We start from the raw sequence: 26,299 nt of genomic DNA on the forward strand, positions 1-26,299 counted from the left end.
CTAGGAAGATTCCCATGACAGTCAACACCGCACCGACAGTTTCGGCCACGCGCCCGCGCCAGGCCGTGCAGCCCAAGCGCCCCAAGGGGAAGTCGACGTACCCCTATTGGTTCTACCTTCCCGCTGCCGTCGTCTACACGGCCCTGTTCCTGATCCCGACCTTCGCGTCGTTCTTCTTCAGTTTCACCCGCTGGACCCTCACGGACTTCACCTTCATTGGCCTGGACAACTTCGTCCAGTTCTTCCAGGAGCCGGCCCTCCTCAAAGGCCTGACCAACACGTTCATCTACGGCCTCGTGACGTCCGCCCTCAAAGTGGTCCTGGGCATGCTGCTGGCAGTACTGCTGACCTCCCAGATCATCGCCCGCGGCTACCTCCGGTCCGTGATCTTCTTCCCGGTACTCCTGAGCAGCATCGGCGTCGGCATCGTCTTCACCATCCTGATGGACCCATCCAAGGGCATGATCAACAAGGCCCTCGAGGTCATCGGGATCCAGGGGCCGGCCTGGCTCGTGGATCCCGCCTGGGCGCTGCTCTCCGTCGCCCTGGTGGACGTCTGGAAGGGCGTGGGCCTCGCCACCGTTATCTACATCGCCGGCATCGTGTCCATCCCGCAGGAGTACTTCGAGGCCGCCAAAGTGGACGGCGCCAGCTCGTTCCAGAGCTTCTTCAACATCACCCTCCCCCTGGCCCGACCGGCCACGGCAACGGTGATCATCCTGTCCCTGATCGGCGGGCTCCGCTCCTTCGACCTGATCTGGGCCATGACCAAGGGCGGCCCGGGCTTCACCTCGGACGTCATCGCCTCGGTCATCTTCAAGCAGTACCAGGCCGGCTTCTACGGCCTGTCCACGGCGGGCAACGTCGTCCTGTTCCTGATCGTCACCGCGATCATCCTGCCCCTGTCCATGTTCCTGAACCGCAAGGAGGTCGACCAGTGACCACCGCACTCAAGCGCTACGGGCTGGGCGCCCTGGCCATCGCCGTCACCGTCGTCGTCTTCATCGTCCCGCTCGCTTTCATGGCGCTCACCGCCGTGAAGGACCGCCGGGAGGCCGCCAAGCTCGACTTCTCCTGGCCCACCACCTTCAACTTCCTCGAGAACTTCCAGGACGTCCTGTCCGCCCGCAAGTTCATGCTCGTCACGGCCTTCATCAACAGCACGATCCTCACGGTGGTAAGTGTCACCGTCCTGGTGATCCTCGCCGCGATGGTCGCCTGGATCCTGCAGCGCCGCCGGTCCCGCTGGAACGGAGTGGCGAACTTCCTCATCCTCTCGGGGCTGATCATCCCGCCCGCCGTGGTCCCCACCATCTGGGTCCTGCAAAGCATGGGCCTGTTCAAGACCCTGCCGGGCCTGATCCTGATCGAAGTGGCCTTCGGACTGTCCTTCTGCGTCATGCTCTTCCGCGCCTTCATCGCCTCCATCCCGAAAGAGCTCGACGAGGCCGCCGTAATCGACGGCTGCGGCCCGGTCCGGCTGTTCTTCCGGGTCATCTTCCCGCTGCTGCGCTCCGTTATCGTCACCGTGATCGTGGTCCAGTCCGTGCACATCTTCAACGACTTCCAGAACCCGCTCTACTTCCTCCCGGGCGACGCCAACGCCACCGTGCAGCTGACCCTGTTCAACTTCCAGAGCCAGTTCACCACCAGCTACAACCTGCTGTTCATGAACATCCTGCTGATCACCATCCCGCCGTTCATCATGTACCTGTTCTTCAACCGCCAGATCGTCGCCGGCATGACCGCTGGCGCCGTCAAGGGCTGAGCCCCAGCGCCAGCAGGACTAACCGCCAGCAGGACTAACCGCCAACAGCACCGGGCCGGATACGGCCAGCCAGTCGAAACCCCAGAAAGAGACTTCCTCCATGCCTGCCACCGTCCGACCCGTGACTTTTGAACACCTCCCCGGCGCCCTCGGCATCGGCACCCCGACGCCCCGGATCTCGTGGAAGGCGAGCGCCGAGGCGGGCTGGACGCAGGAGGCCTACCAGCTGACGGTGGCCACGCCCGAGGGCACCTGGACGAGTGAACGCGTTGACTCCCCGGAATCAGTGCTGGTTCCCTGGCCCGGCGCTCCCCTGGCCTCGGCGCAGCGGGCAGACGTCAGCGTCCGCGTCTGGGGCGGCGGCCAGGAGGAGCCGAGCGAATGGAGCCCGGCCGCCGCCGTGGAAACCGGCCTTCTGAACGCCGGGGACTGGACGGCCACAGCGATATCCCCGGGCTGGGAAGAGGACGCCGATGCCGACCGGCGGCCGCCGCTGCTGCGCCGCGGCTTCACCCTCCCGCGGCCGGTTGCCTCGGCCCGGCTCTACGTGACCGCCCACGGCCTGTACGAGATGGAGCTCAACGGATCGCGGGTCGGCGACGACGCCCTGGCGCCGGGCTGGACCGTCTACGGCCAGCGGCTGCGCTACTACACCTACGATGTCACCGGCCATCTCGCCGAGGGCGAGAACGCGCTCGGCGCCTGGCTCGCCGACGGCTGGTACCGGGGCCGCATCGGCTTCAACGGCGGCAACGCGAACCTTTACGGGGACAAGATCGCGCTGCTGGCGCAGCTGCACGTCACGCACGACGACGGCTCCGTCACCGTTGTCGGCACCGACCAGGGCTGGAAGGCGTCCTTCGGCCCCATCCTGTTCAGCAGCCTCTACAAGGGTGAGATTTTCGACGCCCGGGAGCTGGCGGCAGGGTGGAGCCGGCCCGGGTTCGACGATTCGGGCTGGCAGCCCGTCGTCGGCGTCGAGCGCGATCCCGCAACCCTGGTGGCCCCCGAGGGGCCGCCGGTGCGCTGCACCGGTGAGATGCGGCCGGTGACCGTCCGGACCTCGCCGTCGGGGAAGGTCCTGCTCGACTTCGGGCAAAACCTGGTGGGCCGGCTGCAGATCACCGTCAGCGGACAGGCCGGGTCCGTGGTCACCCTCCGCCACGCGGAGGTCCTCCAGGACGGCGAGCTCTACACCCGCCCGTTGCGGTTGGCCGACAGCACCGACCGTTACACCCTGGCCGGTGCCGGCACGGAAACCTGGGAGCCGCGCTTCACCCTCCACGGCTTCCGCTACGCCGAGATCGACGGCTGGACCGGCGGGGACGTCGCCGAGAACGTGGTGGCGCGCGTCCATCACACCGATATGGAACGCACGGGCTGGTTCGAGTGCTCCGATCCGGACCTGAACCGGCTCCACGACAACGTGCTGTGGAGCATGAAGGGCAACTTCGTGGACATCCCCACGGACTGCCCGCAGCGTGACGAAAGGCTCGGCTGGACCGGAGACATCCAGGTCTTCACCCCCACCGCCAGCTTCCTTTACGACTGCTCCGGCATGCTCTCCTCCTGGCTGAAGGACGTCGCCGCCGAACAGCTGCCCGACGGCACTGTTCCCTGGTACGTCCCGGTGATTCCCGGCGGCAACTACTGGACCCCGATCCGCCCGGGCGCAGTCTGGGGCGACGTGGCCGTGCTCACGCCCTGGGTGCTGTACGAGCGGTTCCGCGATGAAAAAGTCCTGGCCGACCAGTACGCGAGCGCCAAGGCCTGGGTGGACCTGCTGGACAGCCTGGCCGGCGACAGCCACCTGTGGGACACCGGTTTCCAGCTGGGTGACTGGCTTGATCCCACCGCCCCGCCGGAGGACCCCACCCAGGCCATGACGGACAGGCACCTCGTCGCCTCCGCGTACTTCGCCTGGTCGGCCCGCCACCTCGCAAAGGCGGCCGGCGTGCTGGGCAAGGCCGACGACGAGCTGCACTACCTCGAACTCGCCCGCGCCGCGGCGGATGCCTTCGCCTCGGAGTACATCCTGCCGGATGGCCGGATGACCAGCGACGCGCAGACCGCCTATGCCCTGGCCATCGTGTTCGGGCTGTACCCGGACCAGGAGCTGGCCCGCATGGGCGGCGAACGCCTGGCCCAGCTGGTGCGCGAGGGCGGGAACCGCATCGGGACCGGGTTCGCGGGAACGCCGGTCATCTCGGATGCGCTGACGGCCGCAGGCGCCGTGGACACGGCCTACGACCTGCTGCTGGAGAAGGAGTGCCCCTCCTGGCTGTACGCGGTGAAGCAGGGCGGCACCACCATCTGGGAACGGTGGGACTCCATGCTTGCCGACGGAACCATCAACCCGGGCGAGATGACGTCCTTCAACCATTACGCGCTGGGCGCCGTGGCCGACTGGATGCACCGCGTGGTGGCCGGCATCGCGCCGCTCGAGCCCGGCTACCGCCGGATCCTCTTCCGTCCCCAGCCTCGCGGCGGCCTCACCTCTGCCTCCGCCCGGCACGAGACCCCCTATGGGACCGCCTCCATCTCCTGGCGAAACGCCGACGGCGGGCACAGCGTCTCCATCGAGGTGCCCACCGGAGCCACTGCCCGCGTTGAGCTGCCGGGCCAGGAGCCCCGGGAGGTCGGTTCCGGCCGTTTCGAATACACCGTCGCTCAGATTTCCTAGGCTAGGCTCGGCCTAGGTTTACAGATCACCGGACCCCGCAAAGGACCCGGTGCAACTGCTCCAGCGCCTGGGTGACCGGGTGAAGTTCATCCACATCAAGGACGGCCCGCTCATCACCGACACCAAGGCCCAGCAGCCTGCGGGACATGGCCGGGTGCCCGTCCTGGAGGTCATCGCCGCGGCCACCGCCCTGGAAGTCGGAGTGGTGGAGTTCGACGACTACTCCGGTGACATCTTCGACGGAATTGCCCAGAGCCTGGCCTACCTGCTGGCGGCGGAAGCATGAGCCGCAGCAGATCCGTCGGCGTCGCGGTCATCGGCGCCGGCAACATCAGCAAGCAGTACCTCGACAACCTGACGGTCTTCCCCGACCTCAAGGTGCACATCATCGCCGACCTCTTCGAGGAGGCCGCGGCGGCACGCGCCAAGGAATACGGCATACCGGCATGGGGCGGGGTGGACGCGGCACTGAATCATCCCGGCGTCGAAATCATCGTCAGCCTGACCATTCCGGCCGCCCATGTGGAGGTGGCCACCGCCGCCGTCAACGCCGGAAAGCACGTCTGGACCGAGAAGCCGTTTTCGCTGGACCGGGCCTCGGGCCTGGCGCTGCTGAAGGCGGCGGATGCCGCCGGACTACGCCTTGGCTGCGCCCCGGACACAACCCTCGGCGCCGGGCTCCAGACCGCCCGGCGGCTGATCGAACGCGGCGACATCGGGATGCCGCTGACCGCCCTGACCACGTTCCAGACGCCGGGTCCGGAATCCTGGCACCCCAATCCGGCGTTCCTGTTCCAGCACGGCGCCGGCCCCCTCTTCGACATGGGGCCCTACTACATCACGGCACTGGTCCAGACGTTTGGCTCCGTCCGCAAGGTGGCCGCCGTCGGCTCCAAGGCCAAGGAAGTCCGCGTCATCGGCTCCGGCCCCAAAGCCGGGGAAGAATTCGCCGTCGAGGTCCCCACGCATGTCAGCGCCATGGCGCAGTTCGACGGCGGGGCCTCCTCGCATAGCGTGTTCAGCTTCGAATCCCCCCGCCAGCGCATGGCCTTCGTCGAAATCACCGGCACGGAAGCCACGATCTCGCTGCCGGACCCCAACTACTTCGACGGCGACATCCGGCTCTGGCGCGCGGGCGACGAGGACTGGACCACCATTCCGGCGACCGGCCCCGCCAACGGCCGCGGCATGGGCGTCCTGGATATGGCACGCTCAATCCGAGCCGGCGTCCCGCACCGCGCAACCGGAAGCCACCCTGTAGCAACGCCGCAGAGCGCCTGCCGCGCCGAGCCCGGCAACACGTGCGCTGCTCAGGCGGCGCCCGTCCACCGGGGCCTGGCCGCGGCCGGGCGGAGCTTCCTGGCCCGGGCGCGGAAGCCGCCTGCCGGGGCGGGCTGGTGGTTCTCCCATGCCTGCGGGACGGCGGCATGCTCCGCCGCTTGGGGCGTTGCGTTCGGCCGGCTGGCGGAGCACAGGTCGGTGACCAGCCCCATCCCGGCACACTCGCGCACGGCGGCGATGCCGGCGGCGGCCCCGCGCTTGTCATCGTAGGCGGCCGACACGGCGAGCACTGTACCGTCGGAGGCCTTGAGCCGGAACCGGAAATGCGACTCCGCGTCCACGAACACTTCAAACTTGCCGGCCATGGCTGTCCTTCCGGTCTGGGGGCGGCTCCTCCGCGAGCCTCCCTGCCGCGGAGCAGGTCCGAACGCCTCGCTGTGTCCGGCTCCCGCTGGTCTGGTCGAACGGCCTCGAACGAGCCGTTCATCAACTGCTAAAAGTCTGTCGCGGACGCGCATGGCCGCACAAGGCTTCGCCTGTAAACCATAGGTAAATTGCATGCAACGGCCCGCCGGCAAACCATCGACTCCGCCCGACCGTTTGGCGCCGCGACCGCCCGACCTGCAAAGACCGGCAGGAACGGACTATTCTTGGCGGTGAAAGACCTGTTGCTCCCGTTCGGCGCAACTCGATTCTGCCCGACGGGGCCGATGTGGGGATCTGAGGCACACCATGGACACTGCGCATGCCGCCCCGCAGATGTTCCCGTTCCAGCGGGGCAGGATCCATGGCTGATTCCGACGCTTCCGCGGCCGCCCGCCCGGCCGGCGGGAACCTCTGCAGACCCTTCCTGGAACAACTCCCCGTGGCCGGTGCTGCCGTCTCCATGTTCGGCGGGGCGGCGGCCGAGCCCTTGGTGTGCGCGAGCGACACGCTGGCGGCACGCCTGGATGAACTGCAGTTCGATCTGGGGGAAGGTCCCAGGTGGGAGGCTCTCCAGACGCGGCTCCCCGTCCTCGTCCCGGACGTGCGGCACACCCACCCGTACGTGTGGCCGGTGTTTTCGAAGGCGCTCCTGGAGACGGAGGCTGCGGCGTTGTTTGTCTTCCCGGTTACCGTGGGCGCCTTGGACCTGGGGGTGGTGGAACTTCACCGCATGCAGCCGGGGAACCTGAGCCATGCCGACTATTCAACCGCAGCGATCCTCGCCGGCCAGACCGCATGGCACCTGCTTCGACGGGTTCTCCAAGTGAACTCGCCCGACAAAGACCCGGCACTGGAAGCCGCCCTGATGTCGAGGCGGGAAATCCACCAGGCAACGGGGATGGTACTGGCGCAGTCCGGGGCGAGCGCCGCGGATGCCCCGCTGTTGCTCCGCGCGCATGCGTTCGCCAATGGAATGACGTTGCGCGAAACGGCTGATGCGGTTCTGCAGGGCCTGCTCAGTTTTGCCCCGCAGAATGACACACGCGGCAACCCGGGCCTGCGATAAAATGGGCACATGGTGACCACAAGCCGCGCTGAGCGCGTCAGTGCGGCCTTCGTAAGGATCACAGACACGCTAGTTGGTGACTACGACGTTCTGGACTTGCTCCATGCCCTCGTCGAGTCCTCCGTCGACCTGCTCGACGCCGCGGCTGCTGGCCTGCTGCTGGCTGATCCGCATGGCCAACTGCAGGTGGTGGCCTCCACCAGTGAACGCAGCCAGCTGGTGGAGATCCTCCAGCTGCAGGCCGGCAGCGGGCCATGTGTGGAAAGCTACCAGACGGGAACATCCGTGGCCGTGGAGGACATCCGGTCCCTGAACCGGCGCTGGCCCGAATTCCAAGCAGCCGCCCTCTCCCAGGGCTTCCGTTCCGTTCACGCCGTACCCATGCGCGTTCACGGCAAGACCATCGGAGCGATGGGCCTGTTCGGTGAGCACCCCGGAGCCCTGAGCCAGGAGGACGCCGCCATCGGCCAGGCGCTGGCGGACGTCGCGACCATCAGCATCCTGCAGGAGCGCACGCTCCGGGAATCAGCCCTCGTCAACGAACAGTTGCAGCGCGCCTTGAACAGCCGGGTCCTGATCGAGCAGGCCAAGGGCGTCATCGCCTACACCGCCGGGGTGGACATGGAAGAGGCGTTCAGGAGGCTGCGCACCTTTGCCCGCGCCAACAACCAGACCCTGCACGACACCGCGTCGCAAGTCATCGGGCGGACGCTGAACCTCTAGCTGACGAGTTTCGCCAAGACCTTTTCAGCTCGCTGAGCTTCCCTTAAACTTTGATTGTTGCCCCAGACCCTGGCAGCGCTCTTTTGTAGCGCCATACCAGGAGGAGCCAATAAAATCCACGGCAACCAGAAGCTCAATGCGGTGCGGCATTGTCGTTTTCGAGCAGGACTGCGGGCCAACCGGCCTCTTCGATGCCACCTCCAGGAGCATAACCACGAAATATGCGCCTCCGTGCCAATCGCCTGCACCATCTGCAACCCACGGTGGATCCCCCACCGATCACCAGCCCAGGGCCATGAACTACTCCAAGGGCTGCCCAGAATTTGCGACCAAGCGTGATGACACAGGAGATGCGCGATCCACAGCGACAGGCCAGCGCAGTGGAGCGGGATGGAGGCCGGCGATGACTAGCGAAGAAGCTATCCGGGCGGTTGAAGAAGCTGCCGCGACATACACATTCCCAGATTTTGAACACGAGCATTCTGCGCCCGAGCTGCAGGCTGCCGTGGCGAGGGCGGTCACCCGCGGCATGCCCATCAGAGACGTGGCCGCCGCGGCCCACATGACGGCGCTGGAGGTTCTCGACGCCGCCGACGCCCTCACGTATCACCGGGCGGCAGCTGCGGACATGCAGCGGTCCATGCGATAGCCAGGGCCGCTCCCGGCCGCTCCGCGAGCGGCGGCCCGGCCGGCACGTGATGTGCTGTGCCGTCCGGACATACTGCTCCGTCCGGACATAAAATGGGGGTGGCTAAGGAGCAGTCGGAGATGGACGGCAAGATTCATCATTCGGGGCTGGTTTTCCCGCGTGGAACGCCGGCAAGCGGCCCGTGCCCGCATCCGCCGAGCGCGGCCGGGAGAGACGTGAAGGCGGCATCGGCTCGGCGCCTCCTGACGGCACTCATTGTTTGCCTGGCCGTCCTCCTCGGCTTCGTCCCCGCGGCACCCCGCGCGCAGGCCATTACGCTGAACGGCCACGATATCTCCTGGCCCCAATGCCCGACGGCGGTGGGCGGCTTTGGCCTACCCCTTCCGCCCGCCTCGTCACGATTCGTGGTTATCGGCCTGACCAAAGGGCTGCCCTTCACCGAAAACCCGTGCCTGGCCAGCCAGGTGGCCTGGGCAAGGACGAACGGGAAGCCGGCGCAGGCCTACACCATGGCGGCCTTCCCCACGCCGGCGCAGATTGTCGCCCACGGGGCCCAAGGGCCGTGGGCTTCCGCCACCCGGGCCGGACAGTTCTCCAACGTCGGCTACGCGGAGGCACGCTTCGCGGTGGCCAGCCTCACCCGGGCCGGATTTGCGCCGCGGATGGTGTGGATCGACGTGGAGCCCCGGCCCGCCCAGCCATGGCCCACCGCCACGGCCCTGCAGCAGCGCGAGAACCGCTACATCATCGAGGGCAACATGCGGGGCCTGCGCGACGCCGGATTCTCGTACGGCGTTTACTCGTTCGCCTCCGGCTGGGCTAGCATCACCGGCTCCTGGCGTCTCTCCGGCGTCGCGGTCTGGGCCACTGCAGGCCGCCTCGATTTCCCCTCTGAGGCTCTGGATCTCTGCCGGAAAGCCAGCTTCTCCGGCGGCCGGGTCTACCTTTCGCAGTGGTACGACGATGCGCGGGATTACGATCTGACCTGCGACCCGTACGCTTTCACTCCGCTGCCCGTTCCGGCCTCCACCCTGTCCAGGGCGACGGCAGACTTCAACGGGGACTGGAAGAACGACGTCCTCGCCCGGGTGACCGCCACAGGCGATCTGCGGATGTATCCCGGGACGGGGCTGGGCGGCAGGCTTCCCGGCATCCGCATCGGCAATGGCTGGAACGTGTTCAACTCACTTGAAACACCAGGCGACTTCAACGGCGACGGCCCGCTGGACGTCCTTGCCCGGGAAACTTCCACCGGAAGGCTGTGGCTCTACCGCGGCAACGGGACCGGCGGATTCCTGCCCCGCATCCAAGTGGGCAACGGCTGGAACATCTTCAGCGCCATTCTGGGCCCGGGCGACTTCAACGGCGACCAGCGCGTGGACGTCCTTGCGCGGGAGAGCATCACCGGAAGGCTGTGGCTATACCCGGGTAACGGCTCCGGCGGATTCCTGCCACGTGTCCAGGCGGGCAACGGCTGGACCATCTTTAACGCCCTCGTGGGTCCCGGCGACATGAATAACGACGGAGCCGCAGACGTGCTGGCCCGGGAGGCGGCCACCGGGGATCTCTGGCTGTACCGCGGCAACGGCACCGGCGGATTCCTGCCCCGCGTCCGGGTTGGCAACGGCTGGAACACCATGACCGCCGTCGTGAGCCCAGGCGACTTTAATGGCGACCGCAACCCCGACCTTCTGGCGCGCGACGGCGCCGGCGTTCTGTGGCTCTACCCCGGCAGTGGCTCCGGCACATTTCTTCCAAGGGCGCAGGTGGGCCCCGGTTGGAACGGCCTGGCACCGATTTTCTAGTCCGGCCGTCGTCGGCCTGCCGGGCGCGCAGGCACGGCCGCAGCTCTTCAGCGATCGCCATGCTGACAGCAAACCAGTAATCGAGGGGTCGCTATACCCATCTCAATGAGGGGTATGCGCCGGCAACACAACAACGTTTTTCCAAGCCCTCCCGCACACAGTGGTTGCGCGGGGCAACGACAAGCGCAGCCGGTTCCCGCAGGCAATAGCTTCCCGGTGCAGAAACCGCCGGGCAGGACCTTCATTGATCGAACCCGGGGCCAGCAGGCCATCTTTTTCTGCCCCGTGAAGGAGGCGCATACCCATGTCAGAAGAATCCGCAGGAACAACCAATGTGTCCCGCCGTACGCTCTTGCGGCTGGGTGCCGCCGGCGGGGCCGGAGCCGCACTCGTTGCGGCACAAGGCTGGGCCGGTCCGCTGCTCGCGCAGAAGGGCCTGCTCTCCCCGGACGGCGCCTTCGCCGCCTCGTCCACCGCACTCGGTGATCTGTTGTTCTACATCGAGGCATTTCCCACGAGCCCGCTGATCCTGACCCCGTTCAAGGACCAGCTGCCCATACCCAAGGCCCTGGCCCCGACGCCCGCGGTGGGCGACAGCTTTGTCAAGGGCTACACCGAGTGGAACGAGCCGCCGGGACCCGGCCAGGGCCAGCAGAACTCCATGAGGAATGAACGGCACCAGATCTGGCCGAGCCAGATCGGTTCGCCCGACCCCCTCGTGTACAAGATCGACATCCTGTTGCGGCAACATGCCTTCACCACGTCCCAGGTGCTGCCGATTGATGCCAACGGGCGGCCGACGATCTCCTTCGATGAGAAGCGCAAGTCATACCCCGCCGGCACCAAGCGGACCCTTCCGCTCAGCACGATCTACGGCTTCAACGGGACGTTCCCGGGACCGATGATCAACGCCGAGTACGGCAGGCCGGCCCTGGTCCGGTTCGAGAACCACCTGGACGAGAACCCGCTGAACCTGGACCGCCAGGACTTCGGCTCGCCGGACTGGTCCTTCCTGACCCACCTGCACAACGGTCATACCGCGCCCGAAAGCGACGGCAACCCGCACTACTCGATGACCGCCGGACCCAAGTATGAGGGATACCTGCCGAAGACGTTCTGCGACAACCTGTACCTGAACTGGCCGGCCGGCAACGACGACCGCGAGAAGCAGAGCTTCTTCTGGTTCCACGATCACCGGATGGATCACACGGGTTCCAACGTCTATAAGGGCATGGTGGGGCTCTACCCCATCTACGACCCCAAGAACGGCATGGACATGGGCGACGAGCGGCAGGGTCTGCGGCTGCCGGGCGTGCGCAAGGACAACCCGGACGGGTCCTTCGACGTCGACTACGACATCCCGCTGGCCTTCTATGACTGCCGGCTCGACGATGGCGTCACCATGCACAAGGACATCCACGATGTGCACGGCGACTTCCCGGACGCCAAGAACCCGGCGAAGCACCCGGAATGGTGGGGCAAGACCTTCTACAAGCACTTCCCCAGCCACGGGTTCGTGGGCGACATCTTCACCGTGAACGGCACCGCCTATCCGGTGATGGAAGTGAAGCGGCGCAAGTACCGTTTCCGGTTCCTGGACGCCTCGATTGCCAGAATCTACGAGTTCAAGCTGATGAGCTCCACCCAGGGCCCCAAGACCTCCGCTTCGCTCGGCTACAAGGGCGACGAGCTTGAAGGACAGTACCGGATCCCGGATGCCCAGCAGTGCATGCAGTTCACCCAGATCGCCTCTGACGGCGGGCTCCTGCCCTTTCCGATCAAGCGGGATTCGTTCGAGCTGTGGCCTGCCAAGCGCCGCGAGGTTGTGGTCGACTTCAGCCGGTACCAGGACGGCACGCCCACTACCAAGGGCGACGTCATCTACCTCACCAACGTCATGAAGATGCCCAATGGGCGGATGTGGGCCAACTCGTCCCGGTTTGCGCCGGACCCTGCCTACAAGGTGCCGATGATCAAGATCGTCATCGGTGACGACGCGCCGGACGACAGCGAGATCCCCGTGAAGATGCGCGACCTTCCGCCGCTACCGTCCAACTGGCAGAGCATGCTGGACAACCGCCTTATCTTCGAGGTGGAGCGGGGCAGCGCCGGCGGTGAGACCGAATGGCTCATCAATGGCAAGCCGTTCACACCAAACACCGTGGCGGCAAGCCTCAAGAACCGGGCCGGCCGCACGCCCCTGGCGCAGCAAAAGAAGAACAGCTTCAACCTTTGGGAGATCCGCAACGGCGGCGGCGGCTGGGTGCACCCCTTCCACCTGCACATGGAGGAGCACCGGGTGGTCATGCGGGGCGGCAAGGACGTCACCCGCGGCGGCGACAAGTCCCATCCGGACGACGTCTCACGTGAGGACCTGGTGGCATTGGATCCCGGCGAGTCCACGATCGTCTACCGCGGGTTCCGGGACTTCGTGGGACCGTACGTGGCGCACTGCCACAACCTCGCCCATGAAGACCATGCCATGATGTTCGGCTGGGAGATCACGCCGTGACCACCCAGCAGGCGAATGCCACCACCGGAACGGGCGCCCCCACGCGGGGGCGCCCGGCCGTCCCGTGGCCAACCGTGGGGCTCCTCGCGGCGGCATTGTCCTTCGCCGACGGCTTCTGGATCATGTCGATGCGGGGTGCCGTCGGTGCCATCGAGCGCACGCAGGAGCCCTTCCTGGGCTGGCTGCGCGAGTCAGCCGCCGCCGTGCCGGTATTCATGGTGGCGGTGCTCGCAGCCCTAGCACTGGCAGTGCGCTGGTTCGGCCCCGAGCCGTCCAGGCCGCGGACCGTGATAGCCACCGGGCTGCTGGTCGCGGCGGCAGGCACGGTGGCCGGGGTCGTGGAGAGTGCGGCCAGTTCGGCGTGGGACTACGTCCTGCAGCTGCGGCTCATGGAAGTCATGCACCACAATTCGACGGCCGACGCCACGGCAGAGCTCGGGCCGGCGACTCTCGGGCTGCAGTTTGCGGCCCTCGGCTACGGCAGCGCGATCATCCTCGCCACCAACGTGGTGGTGGTCGGCTGGCTGGTGGCTATCCGCGGGGGGCGCCTGAAAGCAGGAGCCGCACCCCGCGCGGCCCGCCGGCCGGCGCTTGACCACCGCAGGCTGGTTCTGGCGGCCGCGCTCTTTGGCGCGGCAGCCATCCACGCCGCCGTCATCCCGGAGCACCTGGACCATTGGACCGAGGCCGCAGCCTTCTTCCTGGTCCTAGCCCTGGCGGAGCTCGTCGTGGGCATCACCCTGCTGCGCGCCGGCCGGCGCACCAATGCCCTGTACGTCGCTGCGGCCGTCTCGGTCCTACCGCTGTGCGTCTGGGCGTGGTCCCGCACCACGGGGCTGCCGTTCGGTCCCGGAGCCGGCATTCCCGAACCGGTGGGCGTGGCCGACGTTGCCTCCTGCGTCCTTGAACTGGGCGCCGTGATGCTGGCCGCCGTCCTGCTGCGCCGCAGTGCCCGTTCCCGGGCCGGCAACGGTTCGGAACCTCCGCCAGCCTCTTCCCATATCCGCTCGCTCACGGTGGTGGCAGCGATCGCCGTGGGCGTCATCGGCCTCACCGGAACGGTGCCGGGCTGGTTCGGCGATGCGGGCGCCGGGGACATCACGCACAGCACCACCCATTAGGAACGCGTTTGCTGAAGCCCGGCGACGGCGGACCCCGGTCTGGGGGCCGCCGTCGCCGGTATGACAGCCGTCCGGCGGTGACATGCATTTAACGTGAGCGAAACCTACGGCAGTTCTCCGCGCTCTATGTTGTGTGGACAACGGCATTCGTCGGTCTCAGCAAGATGCCTCACCCCGATTACGAGTGGAGTTCCCGTGAACGCTGGAGATGTTGCCTGGATCCTCGCAAGTTCCGCCCTGGTCTGCATGATGATTCCCGCCCTGGCCCTCTTTTACGGTGGCATGGTGGGATCGCGCCGGATCCTAAACATGATGATGATGTGCTTTGGCGGGGCCAGCCTGGTGGCAGTGCTGTGGGCCCTGTTCGGTTACTCGTTGGCCTTTGGCAATTCCGTGAACGGCCTGGGCCTGATCGGGGACATCACCCAGTACGCCGGCATGGAGCCCGTGCTGGCCGATAATCCAGATCAGGCCTTGCCCACAGCCCTTTTCGCTGCCTTCCAGCTGTTCTTTGCCTGCGTCACCACCGCGCTGGTGGCCGGGGCGGCCGCGGGCCGGATGAAGTTCGGCGCCTGGATGGCGTTCGCCGGCGTGTGGGCCACGCTGGTGTACTTTCCGATTGCCCACTGGGTGTTCGCGTTCAATTCCGCCGACGGCTCGGTGACCGGAGGCTGGATCGCGAACGGAATCAAAGCCATCGACTTCGCCGGCGGAACAGCGGTGCACATGAATGCCGGCGCCGCGGCACTGGCACTGGCCCTGGTTCTGGGCCGGAGTTCCGGATGGCCCAAGATGGAGCACACCAAGCCGCACAGCCGGCCCCTGGTGCTGGTGGGCGCAGGCCTGCTGTGGGTCGGATGGTTCGGATTCAACGCCGGTTCCGCCCTGACCGCCGGGCACTCCGCGTCGGTCGTTTTCCTGAACACGGCCGTAGCGGCGTCTGCCGGACTCCTGGCCTGGGCGGCGGTGGAGCGGGTCAGGCACGGAGCAACCACCAGCATGGGCGCGGCCTCCGGACTTGTCTCGGCACTGGTGGCCATCACGCCAGCCTGCGGTGCCGTCAGCCCGCTCGGTGCGGTGGCCATCGGCGCCATTGCCGGAGCCGTCTGCTCGCTGGCCATCGAATGGAAGTTCCGGCTCGGCTTCGACGATTCCCTGGACGTCGTCGGCGTGCACCTCGTGGGCGGCATCATCGGCACGCTCCTGATCGGCATCTTTGCCACCGGCAGCGCGCCGAACGGCGTCAGCGGCCTGCTGTATGGCGGAGGGCCGCAGCAGCTGGGCATCCAGGCCCTCGCGACGGTGGCGGTGCTGGCGTATTCCTTCGGCCTGACCTGGATCATCGCCAAGGTCATGGACGTCACCATGGGACTTCGCATCCACGAGGAGGACGAACTGCGTGGCATCGACCTGGCCGCCCACTCCGAGTTTGCCTACCTCACGGACGAGGACCCGGTAAACCTGGGGTCCGCCGTCCGCGCCTAACAGCTCCGCCGCACGGGCTGGACTTGCCGGACCACGGTCCGGTTGAACCGAGAGCCGGATACCGATAGTTTGGTCTCAGCCCCTCCGCATTCCCCCATGTGCGGAGTTGCTACTTAGGAGAACCCCGCGCAGGGACACTTGCGCGGGGTTCTTCGCTGTTTGCCGCGGCTGCCCGGGCCGGCGGAGCGGAGAGACGACCCGCAAGGAATCCGCCGTCAGCCCGGCAGGTCCTTCGTGAACGCCAGCGGCCCGATTGTCTCGGGGTCCGCCGCCAGGTCAAAGTGCGGCGTGTACCCCGTGTTCAGGTACAGATGCTTGGCCTCGGGCTGGCGGGGGCCCGTGGTGAGGTAGACGCCCCGGTACCCGCGCGCTGCCGCGAGGTGCTCCAATTCGGCCAGGACCCGGCGGGCAAGGCCGCGCCGCCGGTGCGCCGAATGCGTCCAGATGCGCTTGAACTCGGCCGTCTGCGCGTCGTACCGGCGGAACGCTCCGCCCGCCACGGATTCCCCGTTCTCCTGGATGATCAGCAGCGCCCCGGCCGGCGCCTGGAATTCCGCGGCCGGGTATTTGTTGAGTTCCTCGGCGGCCGAGCCCCGGCCGAACAGGTCGCCGTAGCGGGAGTCATACTCGACGGCGAGCTCGTCCAGGAGCAGCCGGACCCGCGGGTCGTCCATGGGCAGTTCCAGGACGGTGAAGGCAGCGGCGTCCGGCCGCGGCGGAGCGGTTTCGAGTTGCATGTTCAGGCCTTTCCGACGGCGGCGGTGACGGTGGATGACGGAGTGAGTTCGGCCAGCGCGGTGAGGATCCGCCGCGCCAGGGCATCGTTCTCGCGAAACGGCGCCGCGTTGGTGCCCGGGCGCGCGAAGGCGCCGGCGCCCCACCCGGAGGTTCCGGGCCCGACGCCGAACAGCCGGTTTTGGGGGTGTCCCCCGCGTCCCACGAGCTGGTGCGCGGAGGAGACGAGGAGGCGCCCCGTGGAATGTGCGCCGTCCGCCGTGAGCAGGTGCTGCTCGGTACCGAGCCCCGCGGCATGCAGGGAGCGGAGCAGCGGGTTGGCGGACTCCGCCGCAGACGGTGCGGGCAGCCGGGCCTCGATGAACGCCGTGGCCCGCACCGTGAGGCCGGACTGCGGTGACGTGGCCACGAACTGCCCGGCCTCCTCGTCCGCGGCGACGCTCAGCCCCGGGCCAAGGAACTGCAGCAGCCCGGCCCGGTGGACCGCCAGCATCTCCCGCAGCCGCCGGGGCGGCGGCCCGGAATCCACGAAGCTGAAGAATCCGTGCCACCAGCCGTGCACGTCCTGCTGCGACCGGGCGTTCAGCCGCTCGGGCGGAACGATCCGGCCCAGGTCCATGTAGACCTTGAGCAGCGCGATGAACAGCGCCAGGGTTTCCGGATGGTCGGGGCCCGTCCGGAGCTCAAGGTCGTGCTCGACATACGCGGCGACGGCGTCCTGCACTTCGCGGTGGCCGGCGAACTGCCGCCCGTCGAACGGCCGGTCCAGGCGCTCAAGGTCCAGGTGCAATGCCGTGTCCGGGACGGCCTCCGCCACGAGTTCCCGGCGGCTGGCGCTGTACCAGTCCAGGGCGGCAAACCGGCGGGAGAACTCGGCCCAGCCCATGGCGGCCCTCCCGCTTTGCCCCGTGGACGCAGGGCTGCCGGTCAACAGTTCGCGGTAGTAGCCGTAGCCGGCATCCTTCGCGATGAGCGGCCACAGCTGCGTGCGGAAATCGAGCTCGCCGTGGCGCGCCAACAACGCGTCAACGGCCTCCGCCGTGAAGAACCTGGGATTCCCGGCCGGTTCGCCGCGGAGGGCCGAGGAAATCTTGGAATGGTAGGGAACGCCGCGCCGTGATCCGGCCCAGAGGCGGGGTTCTGCCCCGGACGGCACGTAACGGAGGCCGCCGTCGGGCGCTTCTTCAAAGCGGCCGCCGCGCCCTTCCATCAGCAGCACCAGCAGGTCAACAAAGGCCAGCCCCATCCCGGAGACAATCACGTCCTGCCCGGGGGCCACGGCGGAATAGTCGATGTCGGTGGTGTAGCTGGGAGCTGCATGGAACCCGCCGTGCCGAGCGGCGAAGTCCACCCAGCGCTTCGAGCGGGCGTCCGGCTGGGAGTCCGTGTGCCCCAGTGCGGTGACCACGACGTCGGCGTGCAGCGTCCCGCCGCCGGCCAGCCGCACGCCGTACCCTGCGCCGTCGGGTTCGGCGGTCAGCGGTTCGACGGCGACCGCCGTGTCCCGGTGAACGGTGACCGTGACGCCGCTGCCGAGGGCGCGGACTGCCCGCCGGTAGAACCACTCAAGGTACTTGCTCTGCAGCTGCCGCGTGGGAAACGTGGTGCCGGACAGCGAGCGCAGCTGCTCCAGCAGATGCGGCGGCAGCGGCGGAACATCGGTGATGGAGCCGTCCAGCACGCCGGCGGCCCAGCCGGCGAGTCCCGGGCCGTCCACTGCCGGGCCCTCGCAGAGCACCGACGTGTCGGTGAACATGGTGACGTCCGCGGCCGCCGAGTTCAGCATGAGCCCGGGGTCCTGGTCGAAGCGCCAGATCCTGCCGGAACCGGGCTCGTACGGTTCCACCACGTGGACGTCCAGGGGCCCGGCCGCCAGCTCGGGCCTGTTGGCGGCCAGCCGCTCGAGGATGCCGGCGGTGCGCGGACCGCCGCCGATGAAGACCACGGACGGGTGCTGCGCTGGCATCGGGAACTCCTGTTCGGGACGGGCTCGGAGCCCTCAGGCTAGGGGGCGCACGGGGCGCCGGTCGAGGGGCCTGGTCATGGCCGTTCACCCCGCGTAACGGCGCGTAAATCCGCGCAAGAATTCGTCTCATGACGCCCGGATAAGCCGGATGAACGAATGCAACTTGCCGCTTTGCCGGACGTCTGCGGCCCACCTAGATTGGCAGCCATCCAACCCCGAAAGACCAAACGAAGAAGCGAGGTGGCGTATGAGTTCAGCAGCAACCACGGTGCCGCAGTCCGCACCGGAGCCGGCGTCTGCTGCGCCAGCCGCCGCCCAGGGCGACCCGGCAGGAATTGCACCCGAAGCCGCAAGCGCATCCGGCCCGTCCGGCAACACGTCCGGACCGTCCGGCGGCGTGCCCGCATCACGAAAGCCGGCCGCCGACTACGCGGACTACCCCCTCGTCGCTGGTCCCCGGCCCTGGCGCTGGGTGGGGACCGCCGTGGTGGCGCTGGGAGTGGCCGTGGTGGCATGGTCGCTGGCCACGAACCCGCGCTGGGAATGGGGCGTGGTGGCTCAGTGGTTCACCGCGCAGTCCGTGGTGAAGGGCGTCGTGGAGACCCTCAAGCTCACGGCCATCTCCGGCGTGCTCGGGTTTGTCCTGGGCTTCATCCTGGCCCTCATGAGGCTCTCGTCCTCGCCGCTGCTGCTCTCCGTGTCCTGGACGTTCTCCTGGATCTTCCGGTCCACTCCGCTCCTGGTCCAGATGCTGCTCTGGTACAACCTGGGCTACCTCTACGAGAAAATCAGCCTCGGCATCCCGTTTACGGACATCAGGTTCTTCGAGGTCCAGACCACCACACTGATCAGCCAGTTTGCGGCAGCAGGGCTCGGCCTGACCCTGAACCAGGCGGCCTATTCCGCGGAAATCATCCGCGGCGGCATCCTGTCGGTGGACCAGGGCCAGCTTGAGGCGGCGGCGGCCCTGGGCATCCCGGCGTGGCGGAGGTCCACCCGGATCGTGCTCCCGCAGGCCATGCGCGCCATCCTGCCCAACGCGTTCAACGAGATCATCGGGCTGGTCAAGGGCACGTCCATCGTCTATGTCCTGGCCTATTCGGAGCTGTTCTACACCGTGCAGGTCATCTACAACCGCACCCAGCAGGTCCTGCCCCTGCTCCTCGTGGCCACGCTCTGGTACGTCGTGATCACCTCGGTGCTCAGCGTTTTCCAGTACTACATCGAGCGGCACTACTCCAAGGGCGCGGTGCGCACCCTGCCGCTCACCCCGCTGCAGAAGGCCCGGAAATTCTTCGCCACCCACGCCACCGTCAGGAGCCTCCGATGAGCACCGCCACCCTTGCACCGCCCGCCACCCGCGGGCTCGTGGAAATCACGAAAGTCCGCAAGTCCTTCGGCGCTACCGAGGTCCTCAAGGGCATCACCCTGACCGTGGAGCCCGGCGGCGTGACGGTGATCGTGGGCCCCTCGGGTTCGGGCAAGTCCACCCTGTTGCGCACCATCAACCACCTGGAGAAGGTGGACGGCGGGTTCATCGCCATCGACGGCGAACTGGTGGGCTACCGCGTCCGCGGCAACAGGCTCCACGAACTCCGCGAAAAGGACATCCTGCAGCAGCGCACCGAAATCGGCATGGTGTTCCAGAACTTCAACCTGTTCCCGCACCTGACCGCCCTGGAAAACGTCACCGAGGCACCCGTGGTGGCCCAGCGTCCCGGAAAACCGCGCCCCTCCAAGGCGGAGGCCCGCGAGCGCGGCCTCGAACTGCTGGACCGGGTGGGGCTCAAGGACCGCGCCGGCGCCTACCCGCGCCAGCTCTCCGGCGGCCAGCAGCAGCGGGTGGCCATCGCCCGGGCGCTCGCGCTGGATCCCAAGATCCTGCTGTTCGACGAGCCCACATCCGCCCTTGACCCCGAGCTGGTCAACGAGGTGCTGGACGTGATCCGCGGACTGGCCAAGTCCGGGACCACCCTGATCATCGTCACGCACGAGATGGGCTTCGCCCGGGACGTGGCGGACACCGTGGTGTTCATGGACCAGGGCCAGATCGTGGAACAGGGCGCCCCCAAGGACATTTTCACCAACCCGCAGGAAGAACGCACCCGGAGTTTCTTCTCCAAGGTGATCGAACCCGCCTTCAACATCTAAGGACCTCCCATGGCACTCCCTCCCCGCCCGTCCGCAGGCAACCAGTCCCCCGCCAAGAAGCCCGCCGGAACCCGGACCCGCGCGCTCGCGGCGCGTCCCGCCGTCGTACTTTTCGGTGCAGCCGCGCTCATCGGCACCGCGGCGCTGGCCGGCTGCTCCGATCCGGGGGCGGCCGCCTCCGGTTCCTCCGGCTCTGGAGGAAATCCGGCCACGACGGCAGCCCGCAACGGAGTCGTGTACAACACCTCGCCGGACCAGCAGCGGATCCGCGCAGCGAAGGATGCGGCGCTGGCCGCGAAGGTCCCGGAGCTGATCGCCAAGGACGGCAAGCTGACGGTGGCCACCACGGCCGGTTCCATCCCGCTGTCCTTCCACGCCACGGATGACAAGACGCCCATCGGCTCCGAGCTGGACATCGCCCAGCTCGTGGCGGACAAGCTGGGCCTGGAGCTCGACATCCAGGTGACCTCCTGGGAGAACTGGCCGCTGAAGACCCAGTCCGGCGACTTCGAGGCCGTCTTCTCGAACGTGGGCATCAACAAGGACCGGGTCAAGCTGTTCGACTTTGCCAGCTACCGCGCCGCCTACATGGGCTTCGAAGCGAAGAAGTCCACGTCCTACGACATCAAGGGCGCCGATGACATCTCCGGCCTGAAGGTTTCGGTGGGCTCCGGCACCAACCAGGAGAAGATCCTGCTGGCCTGGAACAAGGAGCTCGAGGACAAGGGCAAGGCCCCGGCCACGCTCCAGTACTACTCCTCCGACGCCGACACCATCCTGGCGTTGTCCTCCGGGCGCACAGACCTGAACATCGCGCCGTACCCGTCCACCACGTACCGGGAGAACACCCGCGACGACCTCAAGATCGTGGGCAAGGTCAACGCCGGCTGGCCGTCCGAGACGCTCGTGGCCGCCACCACGCTGAAAGGCAACGGCCTGGCGCCCGTGATCACGGACGCGCTGAACTCCGCCATCAAGGACGGCTCCTACGCCAAGGTGCTGGACCGCTGGGGCCTGTCCGAGGAAGCCCTGCCGGAGTCCAAGACCGTCACCGAGGCCAACTTCGCGGCAGCGCAGTCCGGAGCCGCAAAATGAAGTTCCAGGTCCTGGACATCATTCCGCACCTGAAGAATCCGGTGACCGGCGGGATCGTCTCCACCGCCGACCGGCTGAACCAGGTGGTGCAGACCGCCCGGCGCGCGGAAGAGCTCGGCTATGACAGTTTCTCCGTGGGCGAGCGCCATGCCGGTGAGTTCATCTCGTCCTCGCCCACCACCGTGCTGGCCGCGATCGCCGCCGTGACCCGCACGATCCGGCTGCAGAGCGGCGTCACGGTCCTGTCCGTCCTGGACCCGGTGCGGGTGGCCGAGGACTACGCCACGATCGACCAGCTCAGCCGGGGACGCCTGGAGCTGGTGGTCGGCAAGGGCAACGAGGTGCTGCAGTACCCGCTGTTCGGCCTGGACCTGGCCGACCAGTGGGACCTGCTGGCCGAAAAGTATGCGCTGCTGCGCCGGCTCTGGCGGGAGGAGCACGTCACATGGTCCGGCCGCTTCCGCGCACCCTTGAGCGCAGCCAGCACCACGCCGCGGCCGTTCGCCGGGGCGCCCTGCGTGTGGCACGGTTCCGCCACCACGCTGACCTCCGCCGCGCTGGCGGGACGGTGGGGGGATCCGCTGTTCACGGCGAACGCCATCCAGCCGCGGGAAAACTACAAAGCGCTCATCGACCACTACCGGGAGGAATACGCGCGCCACGCCCATGACCCGCGGCACGCCTACCTGGGCTCGGGCAGCGGCGCCGGCGGCGTGTTCCTCGCGGACACCACCCAGGAAGCCAAGCGCCAGTTCGGCCCCGTGTACGAGGCCCTCACGGCAGCCCGCAACGTCCCCGGCAACAATTCGCCGTTCCGGGACATCGACCACGCGGTCGCCGAAGGCCCCGCGCTGGTGGGAAGCCCGGAACAGGTGATCGACAAGATCCTCAGCTACCACGGGCTGTACGGGCACGACCTCCAGTTTATTTCCCTGCCCACCACCCTTCCGTTCGAGCAGCAGCTGGACATCCTGGAGCGGTTCGCGCTCGAGGTCATCCCGGCTGTGCGGGCCGCAGCGCCCACCACCTTGTGGGAGTCCGCGGACCCGTTCGGCGGCCGTCCCGAGTCCGCGGGAGCCACCGAGCCGGACGCGGCCGCCACCGTCAGCGCCGACCACGACAACTACAGGAGCGATCATGCCCACGTCTACGCACACTGAAACCGCTCAGCCGGCGGCCGTCTTCGCCGCCGAATGGAACGAGTGGCATGCCGCCCACGAACGTCACCGGGCCGACCCGCACGGCTTCCTCGCCGTGACCCATCTTCACTGGCTGGGCGCCGAGCCTGCCCGGCTGGATGGCGTTCCCGGCACCTGGAGCGTGGCGGACGACGCCGTCACTGTGGTTCTGGAGCCCGGCGAAAGCCTCCTTCGCGACGGCAAGGAACTGAACCCCGACGGCGGCAGCGTCACCGTTGCATTCGGTCCGATCGCGGACCGGGACGGCATCAACCTCACGGCCGGTGCCGCCGTCGTCGAACTCGCCAAGCGCGGGGGCGAGTACATCGTCCGGCCCCGGCACCCGGAGAACCCGCTGCTCAGCGGATACCGCGGCACGCCGGCCTACGCGCCGGATGCGCGCTTCGCCGTGGGCGGGACGTTCGTGGCCTTCGACCAGCCGCGCCCCACCACTGTGGGTGCCGCCGTCGAAGGCATCCGGCACGTCTACGAGGCTCCGGGCGAGATCCGCTTCCGCCTGGACGGCCGGGACCTGACCCTCACGGCGTTCAACGGCCACGCGCCCGGCACCCTGTCCGTGCTTTTCACGGACCAGACCTCCGGCAAGACCACCTACGCGGCCAACCGTTCACTCACGGTGGGCGCCCCGGGCCGGGACGGCCGCGTGACCCTGGACTTCAACCGGGCGGTGAACCTGCCGTGCGCCTACACGGACCTCGCCACGTGCCCGCTTCCGCCGGCCGAAAACCGGCTGCCCGTGGCCATCGAGGCCGGCGAACAGATTCCCTCCGAAAGGCAGGCCAGCAAGTGAGCACTCCCCCGATTCCCGCCCGGCCGGGCTTCATCGCCCTGGAACTCGACGGTGACGGCGCGCACCCCGCGGCGTGGCGCAAGGCCCGGCATGCCCCCACCGAGCTGCTGGACGGAACCCGGATCCGGACCACGGTGCTCGCCGCCGAGTCCGCCGGCTTCCACGTGGCAACGTTCGCGGACGGCCCCGTCACCGGGGGTGCCCAGTCCGGCGGCCGGGACATCGCCGGACGCCTGAACGCCCTGCAGCGCGCGGCATTTGCCGGTCCCGTCACCAGCTCCATCGTCCTGGTCCCCGGGGTGGACACCGTCTACACCGAACCGTTCCACGTCTCCACCCAGCTCGCCAGCCTGGACTACGTGTCCGGCGGGCGCGCCGGCTGGCTTGTTGCGGCGTCGGGCAGCGCGGAGGACGCCGCCGCCGTGGGACGCGAGGCCGTCGGCGCGGAAGGACTCGCACGGGAGGCCGCCGATTCAATCGAGGTCAGCCGCCGGCTCTGGGACTCCTGGGAGGACGGCGCCGTGATCCGCGACGTCGCCACCGGGCGCTACCTCGACGTCGACAAGCTGCACTACGCCGACTTCGCGGGAGAGAACTACTCCGTCAAGGGCCCGTCGATCATCCCGCGGCCGCTCCAGGGCCAGCTGCCCGTCCTGGTGCCCGCCGGACTGCTGACACAGGAAGTCGTGGCGTCCGGGGCTGCCGATGTGCTGCTCGTATCCGCGCCGGCGCCCGAGCTGCTGGCCGCCGAGGTCGCCGATGCCCGCGGCGCCGTCCGGTTCCGGGCGGCCACCGCCACCGCGGCCGGCGCACCGGCCATCCTTGCCGAACCGGCGGTCATTGCCGAGCTCGACGTCGTCCTCGACGCCCGCGGCCAGACCGCCGCGGCCCGGCTCGCCGAACTGGACGCGCACACCCCGTGGCAGAGCCGGAGGGCCCGCTTCGTCGGCACCGCCGCCGGGCTCACGGAGCTGCTGGCCGTCCTGCTGGAAACGGCCGACGGCGTCCGGCTGCACCCGGCCGTCCTGGACGTGGAGCTGGAGGAACTGGCCCAGCTGGTGCTTCCGGCGCTGCGGCGCCGGGGGCTTCTGGCTCCGGTCCGGCCGGGCGTCAGCTTCCGCGAGCTGCTGGGGCTTCGCCGGCCGGCCAGCCGCTATGCCGCCGTTCAGCCTGCTGCGGAGTCCGGCGATCAGCCGGCCGCGCAGTCCGCCGTGCCTTCCGGCGCCGAAATCTAGGGAGAAAACCATGACTGAAACACCTATCGGCGGCGGTTTCGTGCCGTCCGGCCAGCTGCAGCTCGGCGTCTTTTTCCAGGGCGTGAACTCGGGGACCCTCTGGAAGTCATCGGAATCCGGCTCCCAGACCGACTTCGAGTCCTTCCGCCGGATCGCCCAGACCGCCGAGCGGGGCCTCTTCGCCGCGTTCTTCCTCGGCGAAGGCCTGCGGCTCCGCGAGCACCTCGGCAGGCCCCACGCCCTGGACGTCGCCGGCCGGCCGGACGCGCAGGCCATGCTCGCCGCCCTGGCCTCCGTGACCTCGCACATCGGCCTGGTCGCCACGCAGAACACCACCTACAACGATCCCGCGGACCTCGCCCACCGGCTGTCCACCCTGGACCTGCTCTCCGGCGGACGGGCCGCCTGGAACGTCGTCACCACGGACAATGCCTGGACGGGGGCCAACTTCCGCCGCGGCGGTTACCTGGACCACGCCGACCGCTACGTCCACGCCGAGGCGTTCGTGCAGACGGCCAAGCGGATCTGGGACTCCTGGGAGGACGGCGCCGTCGCCGCGTCGCAGGGTGCCGACTCCTGGGCTGCCCCCGGTTCCGCCCGGATTGTGCACCACGAGGGCCAGCACTACACCGTGGACTACCGCCCCAGGCTGCCGCGCAGCGCGCAGTTCCGGCCCGTCCTGTTCCAGGCCGGCGATTCGCCGGACGGCCGGGACTTCGCCGCCCGGCAGGCCGACGTCATCTTCTCGGCGCACCCCAAGTTCGACGACGCCCTCGAGTTCCGCCGCGACATCGTCCGGCGCACCCTCAAAGCGGGCCGCGGCGCGAACGACGTCAAGATCATGCCGGCCAGCGAATTCATCCTCGCCGCCACGCCGCAGGAGGCACGGGACAAGAAGGAATGGGTGCGGAGCCTGCAGATCGGCCCGCAGCAGGCCCTCGCCTACCTCGAGCAGTTCTGGGGGCGCGAACTCCAGGACTTCGATCCGGACGGACCCCTGCCCGCGATCGATCCCGTGGTGGAGGAGTCATCCGAGACCCGCGGCAGCGGCTTCCACGGCGCCAAGGCCCGGCAGCTGGCGGACCAATGGCGGGCCGAGGCAAAGGAAAAGGGCCTCAGCATCCGGCAGTTCGTCTCGGCCAGGACCAGCCGCGTCGACGCCACGTTCACAGGTTCCTACACGGAGGTGGCGGACAGGCTGGTGGACTATGCACGCACCGGCGCGGTGGACGGGTTCAACATCTCGCCGTGGCTGGTCCCCACCGGCCTGGACGACCTCGTCAACCACCTCGTCCCCGCACTCCAGGAGCGGGGCATCTATCCCGCCGAGTACGCCGGACGGACGCTGCGGGAAAACCTGGGGCTGGGTTCCCCGCGGAGGGCGGAAGCCGCCGTCGGACTGGAGGTGTGAGCGCGTGGACAGGGCCGGCGCGGCCGCAGGTACCGAAACGGCGGACGCTGACACCGCCGGCAATGACACCGCCGGCATCATCGGGCTGCTGCTGACCCTGCGCGAACAGCCCATCTAACGCCAAGCGCACGGGCGTTCCCAAAGGACCGTTGACGCGCAGGGTCTCTAGGACCATTATTCTCCTAGACGATGGGGGGC

The 26,299-nt window shown here is 68.2% G+C and carries 21 protein-coding genes; 19 read left to right on the plus strand and 2 right to left on the minus strand.

Going from position 1 to position 26,299, the window contains the following annotated elements; all coding sequences use genetic code 11:
- The first annotated feature begins 14 nt into the window (after positions 1-14).
- The 12 genes from ABFP37_RS09780 (at position 15) to ABFP37_RS09835 (ending at position 15,519) form a co-directional block, all read left to right on the plus strand.
- Positions 15-941 carry a sugar ABC transporter permease gene (locus tag ABFP37_RS09780; protein ID WP_078027476.1) on the plus strand — a complete coding sequence of 309 codons (927 nt, stop codon included), beginning with the start codon at positions 15-17 and terminating at the stop codon, positions 939-941.
- The gene (locus ABFP37_RS09785; RefSeq protein ID WP_078027477.1) at positions 938-1,768 is read left to right on the plus strand and encodes a carbohydrate ABC transporter permease; all 831 of its coding nucleotides are present in this window, start codon (positions 938-940) and stop codon (positions 1,766-1,768) included. Before ABFP37_RS09780 ends, ABFP37_RS09785 begins: the two co-directional genes overlap by 4 nt.
- A gap of 121 nt (positions 1,769-1,889) precedes the next feature.
- Positions 1,890-4,451, plus strand: coding sequence for a glycoside hydrolase family 78 protein (locus ABFP37_RS09790; protein WP_347033422.1), 2,562 nt, complete (start codon positions 1,890-1,892; stop codon positions 4,449-4,451).
- A 49-nt stretch (positions 4,452-4,500) separates the two neighbouring features.
- A complete protein-coding gene (locus ABFP37_RS09795) occupies positions 4,501-4,737 on the plus strand; it encodes a hypothetical protein (RefSeq protein WP_347033423.1) in 237 nt (78 codons plus the stop codon).
- On the plus strand, positions 4,734-6,002 hold the full coding sequence (locus tag ABFP37_RS09800) for a Gfo/Idh/MocA family oxidoreductase (protein ID WP_347033424.1): 1,269 nt from the start codon (positions 4,734-4,736) through the stop codon (positions 6,000-6,002). The genes ABFP37_RS09795 and ABFP37_RS09800 overlap by 4 nt, the downstream gene beginning before the upstream one ends.
- Before the next feature lie 517 nt (positions 6,003-6,519).
- Positions 6,520-7,224 carry a GAF and ANTAR domain-containing protein gene (locus tag ABFP37_RS09805; protein ID WP_347033425.1) on the plus strand — a complete coding sequence of 235 codons (705 nt, stop codon included), beginning with the start codon at positions 6,520-6,522 and terminating at the stop codon, positions 7,222-7,224.
- A gap of 9 nt (positions 7,225-7,233) precedes the next feature.
- Positions 7,234-7,947, plus strand: a complete 714-nt coding sequence (locus ABFP37_RS09810; protein ID WP_347033426.1) for a GAF and ANTAR domain-containing protein — start codon at positions 7,234-7,236, stop codon at positions 7,945-7,947.
- A 403-nt stretch (positions 7,948-8,350) separates the two neighbouring features.
- Entirely contained in the window at positions 8,351-8,596 is a 246-nt protein-coding gene (locus ABFP37_RS09815) for a hypothetical protein (RefSeq protein ID WP_078027481.1), read from the plus strand.
- Positions 8,597-8,811: 215 nt separating this feature from the next.
- Entirely contained in the window at positions 8,812-10,401 is a 1,590-nt protein-coding gene (locus ABFP37_RS09820) for an FG-GAP-like repeat-containing protein (RefSeq protein ID WP_347033427.1), read from the plus strand.
- A gap of 304 nt (positions 10,402-10,705) precedes the next feature.
- Positions 10,706-12,913, plus strand: a complete 2,208-nt coding sequence (locus ABFP37_RS09825) for a multicopper oxidase domain-containing protein (RefSeq protein ID WP_078027483.1) — start codon at positions 10,706-10,708, stop codon at positions 12,911-12,913.
- On the plus strand, positions 12,910-14,034 hold the full coding sequence (locus ABFP37_RS09830) for a hypothetical protein (protein ID WP_078027484.1): 1,125 nt from the start codon (positions 12,910-12,912) through the stop codon (positions 14,032-14,034). The genes ABFP37_RS09825 and ABFP37_RS09830 overlap by 4 nt, the downstream gene beginning before the upstream one ends.
- Positions 14,035-14,229: 195 nt before the next feature.
- Positions 14,230-15,519, plus strand: a complete 1,290-nt coding sequence (locus ABFP37_RS09835; RefSeq protein WP_347033429.1) for an ammonium transporter — start codon at positions 14,230-14,232, stop codon at positions 15,517-15,519.
- Between the two features lie 215 nt (positions 15,520-15,734).
- On the opposite strand, the gene ABFP37_RS09840 is transcribed toward ABFP37_RS09835, so the two are convergent.
- Both ABFP37_RS09840 and ABFP37_RS09845 read right to left on the minus strand, forming a co-directional pair.
- Positions 15,735-16,256, minus strand: coding sequence for a GNAT family N-acetyltransferase (locus ABFP37_RS09840; protein WP_078027486.1), 522 nt, complete (start codon positions 16,254-16,256; stop codon positions 15,735-15,737).
- A 2-nt stretch (positions 16,257-16,258) separates the two neighbouring features.
- Positions 16,259-18,220, minus strand: coding sequence for an FAD/NAD(P)-binding protein (locus ABFP37_RS09845; protein ID WP_347033430.1), 1,962 nt, complete (start codon positions 18,218-18,220; stop codon positions 16,259-16,261).
- Between the two features lie 247 nt (positions 18,221-18,467).
- Between ABFP37_RS09845 and ABFP37_RS09850 the strand changes: the two genes are divergently transcribed.
- Genes ABFP37_RS09850 through ABFP37_RS09880 form a run of 7 tightly spaced genes read left to right on the plus strand, consistent with a single transcriptional unit; the run spans position 18,468 to position 26,101 of the window.
- Positions 18,468-19,550: an amino acid ABC transporter permease gene (locus tag ABFP37_RS09850; RefSeq protein WP_347033431.1), complete on the plus strand. Its 1,083-nt coding sequence runs from the start codon at positions 18,468-18,470 to the stop codon at positions 19,548-19,550.
- Positions 19,547-20,371, plus strand: a complete 825-nt coding sequence (locus tag ABFP37_RS09855; protein WP_078027488.1) for an amino acid ABC transporter ATP-binding protein — start codon at positions 19,547-19,549, stop codon at positions 20,369-20,371. The genes ABFP37_RS09850 and ABFP37_RS09855 overlap by 4 nt, the downstream gene beginning before the upstream one ends.
- 9 nt (positions 20,372-20,380) lie before the next feature.
- Positions 20,381-21,466 carry an ABC transporter substrate-binding protein gene (locus tag ABFP37_RS09860; RefSeq protein WP_078027489.1) on the plus strand — a complete coding sequence of 362 codons (1,086 nt, stop codon included), beginning with the start codon at positions 20,381-20,383 and terminating at the stop codon, positions 21,464-21,466.
- A complete protein-coding gene (locus ABFP37_RS09865) occupies positions 21,463-22,626 on the plus strand; it encodes an LLM class flavin-dependent oxidoreductase (protein ID WP_347033432.1) in 1,164 nt (387 codons plus the stop codon). Before ABFP37_RS09860 ends, ABFP37_RS09865 begins: the two co-directional genes overlap by 4 nt.
- Positions 22,604-23,455: a DUF1684 domain-containing protein gene (locus ABFP37_RS09870; protein WP_078027491.1), complete on the plus strand. Its 852-nt coding sequence runs from the start codon at positions 22,604-22,606 to the stop codon at positions 23,453-23,455. The genes ABFP37_RS09865 and ABFP37_RS09870 overlap by 23 nt, the downstream gene beginning before the upstream one ends.
- Positions 23,452-24,690 carry an LLM class flavin-dependent oxidoreductase gene (locus ABFP37_RS09875; protein WP_347033433.1) on the plus strand — a complete coding sequence of 413 codons (1,239 nt, stop codon included), beginning with the start codon at positions 23,452-23,454 and terminating at the stop codon, positions 24,688-24,690. The genes ABFP37_RS09870 and ABFP37_RS09875 overlap by 4 nt, the downstream gene beginning before the upstream one ends.
- Positions 24,691-24,700: 10 nt before the next feature.
- Positions 24,701-26,101 (plus strand): NtaA/DmoA family FMN-dependent monooxygenase, encoded by a 1,401-nt coding sequence (locus ABFP37_RS09880; RefSeq protein WP_347033434.1) that lies wholly within the window; start codon positions 24,701-24,703, stop codon positions 26,099-26,101.
- Positions 26,102-26,299 lie beyond the last annotated feature (198 nt).

Origin of the sequence: Burkholderia sp. RS01 (genome assembly GCF_039748055.1) — a bacterium.
Taxonomy (GTDB): Bacteria; Actinomycetota; Actinomycetes; order Actinomycetales; family Micrococcaceae; genus Arthrobacter.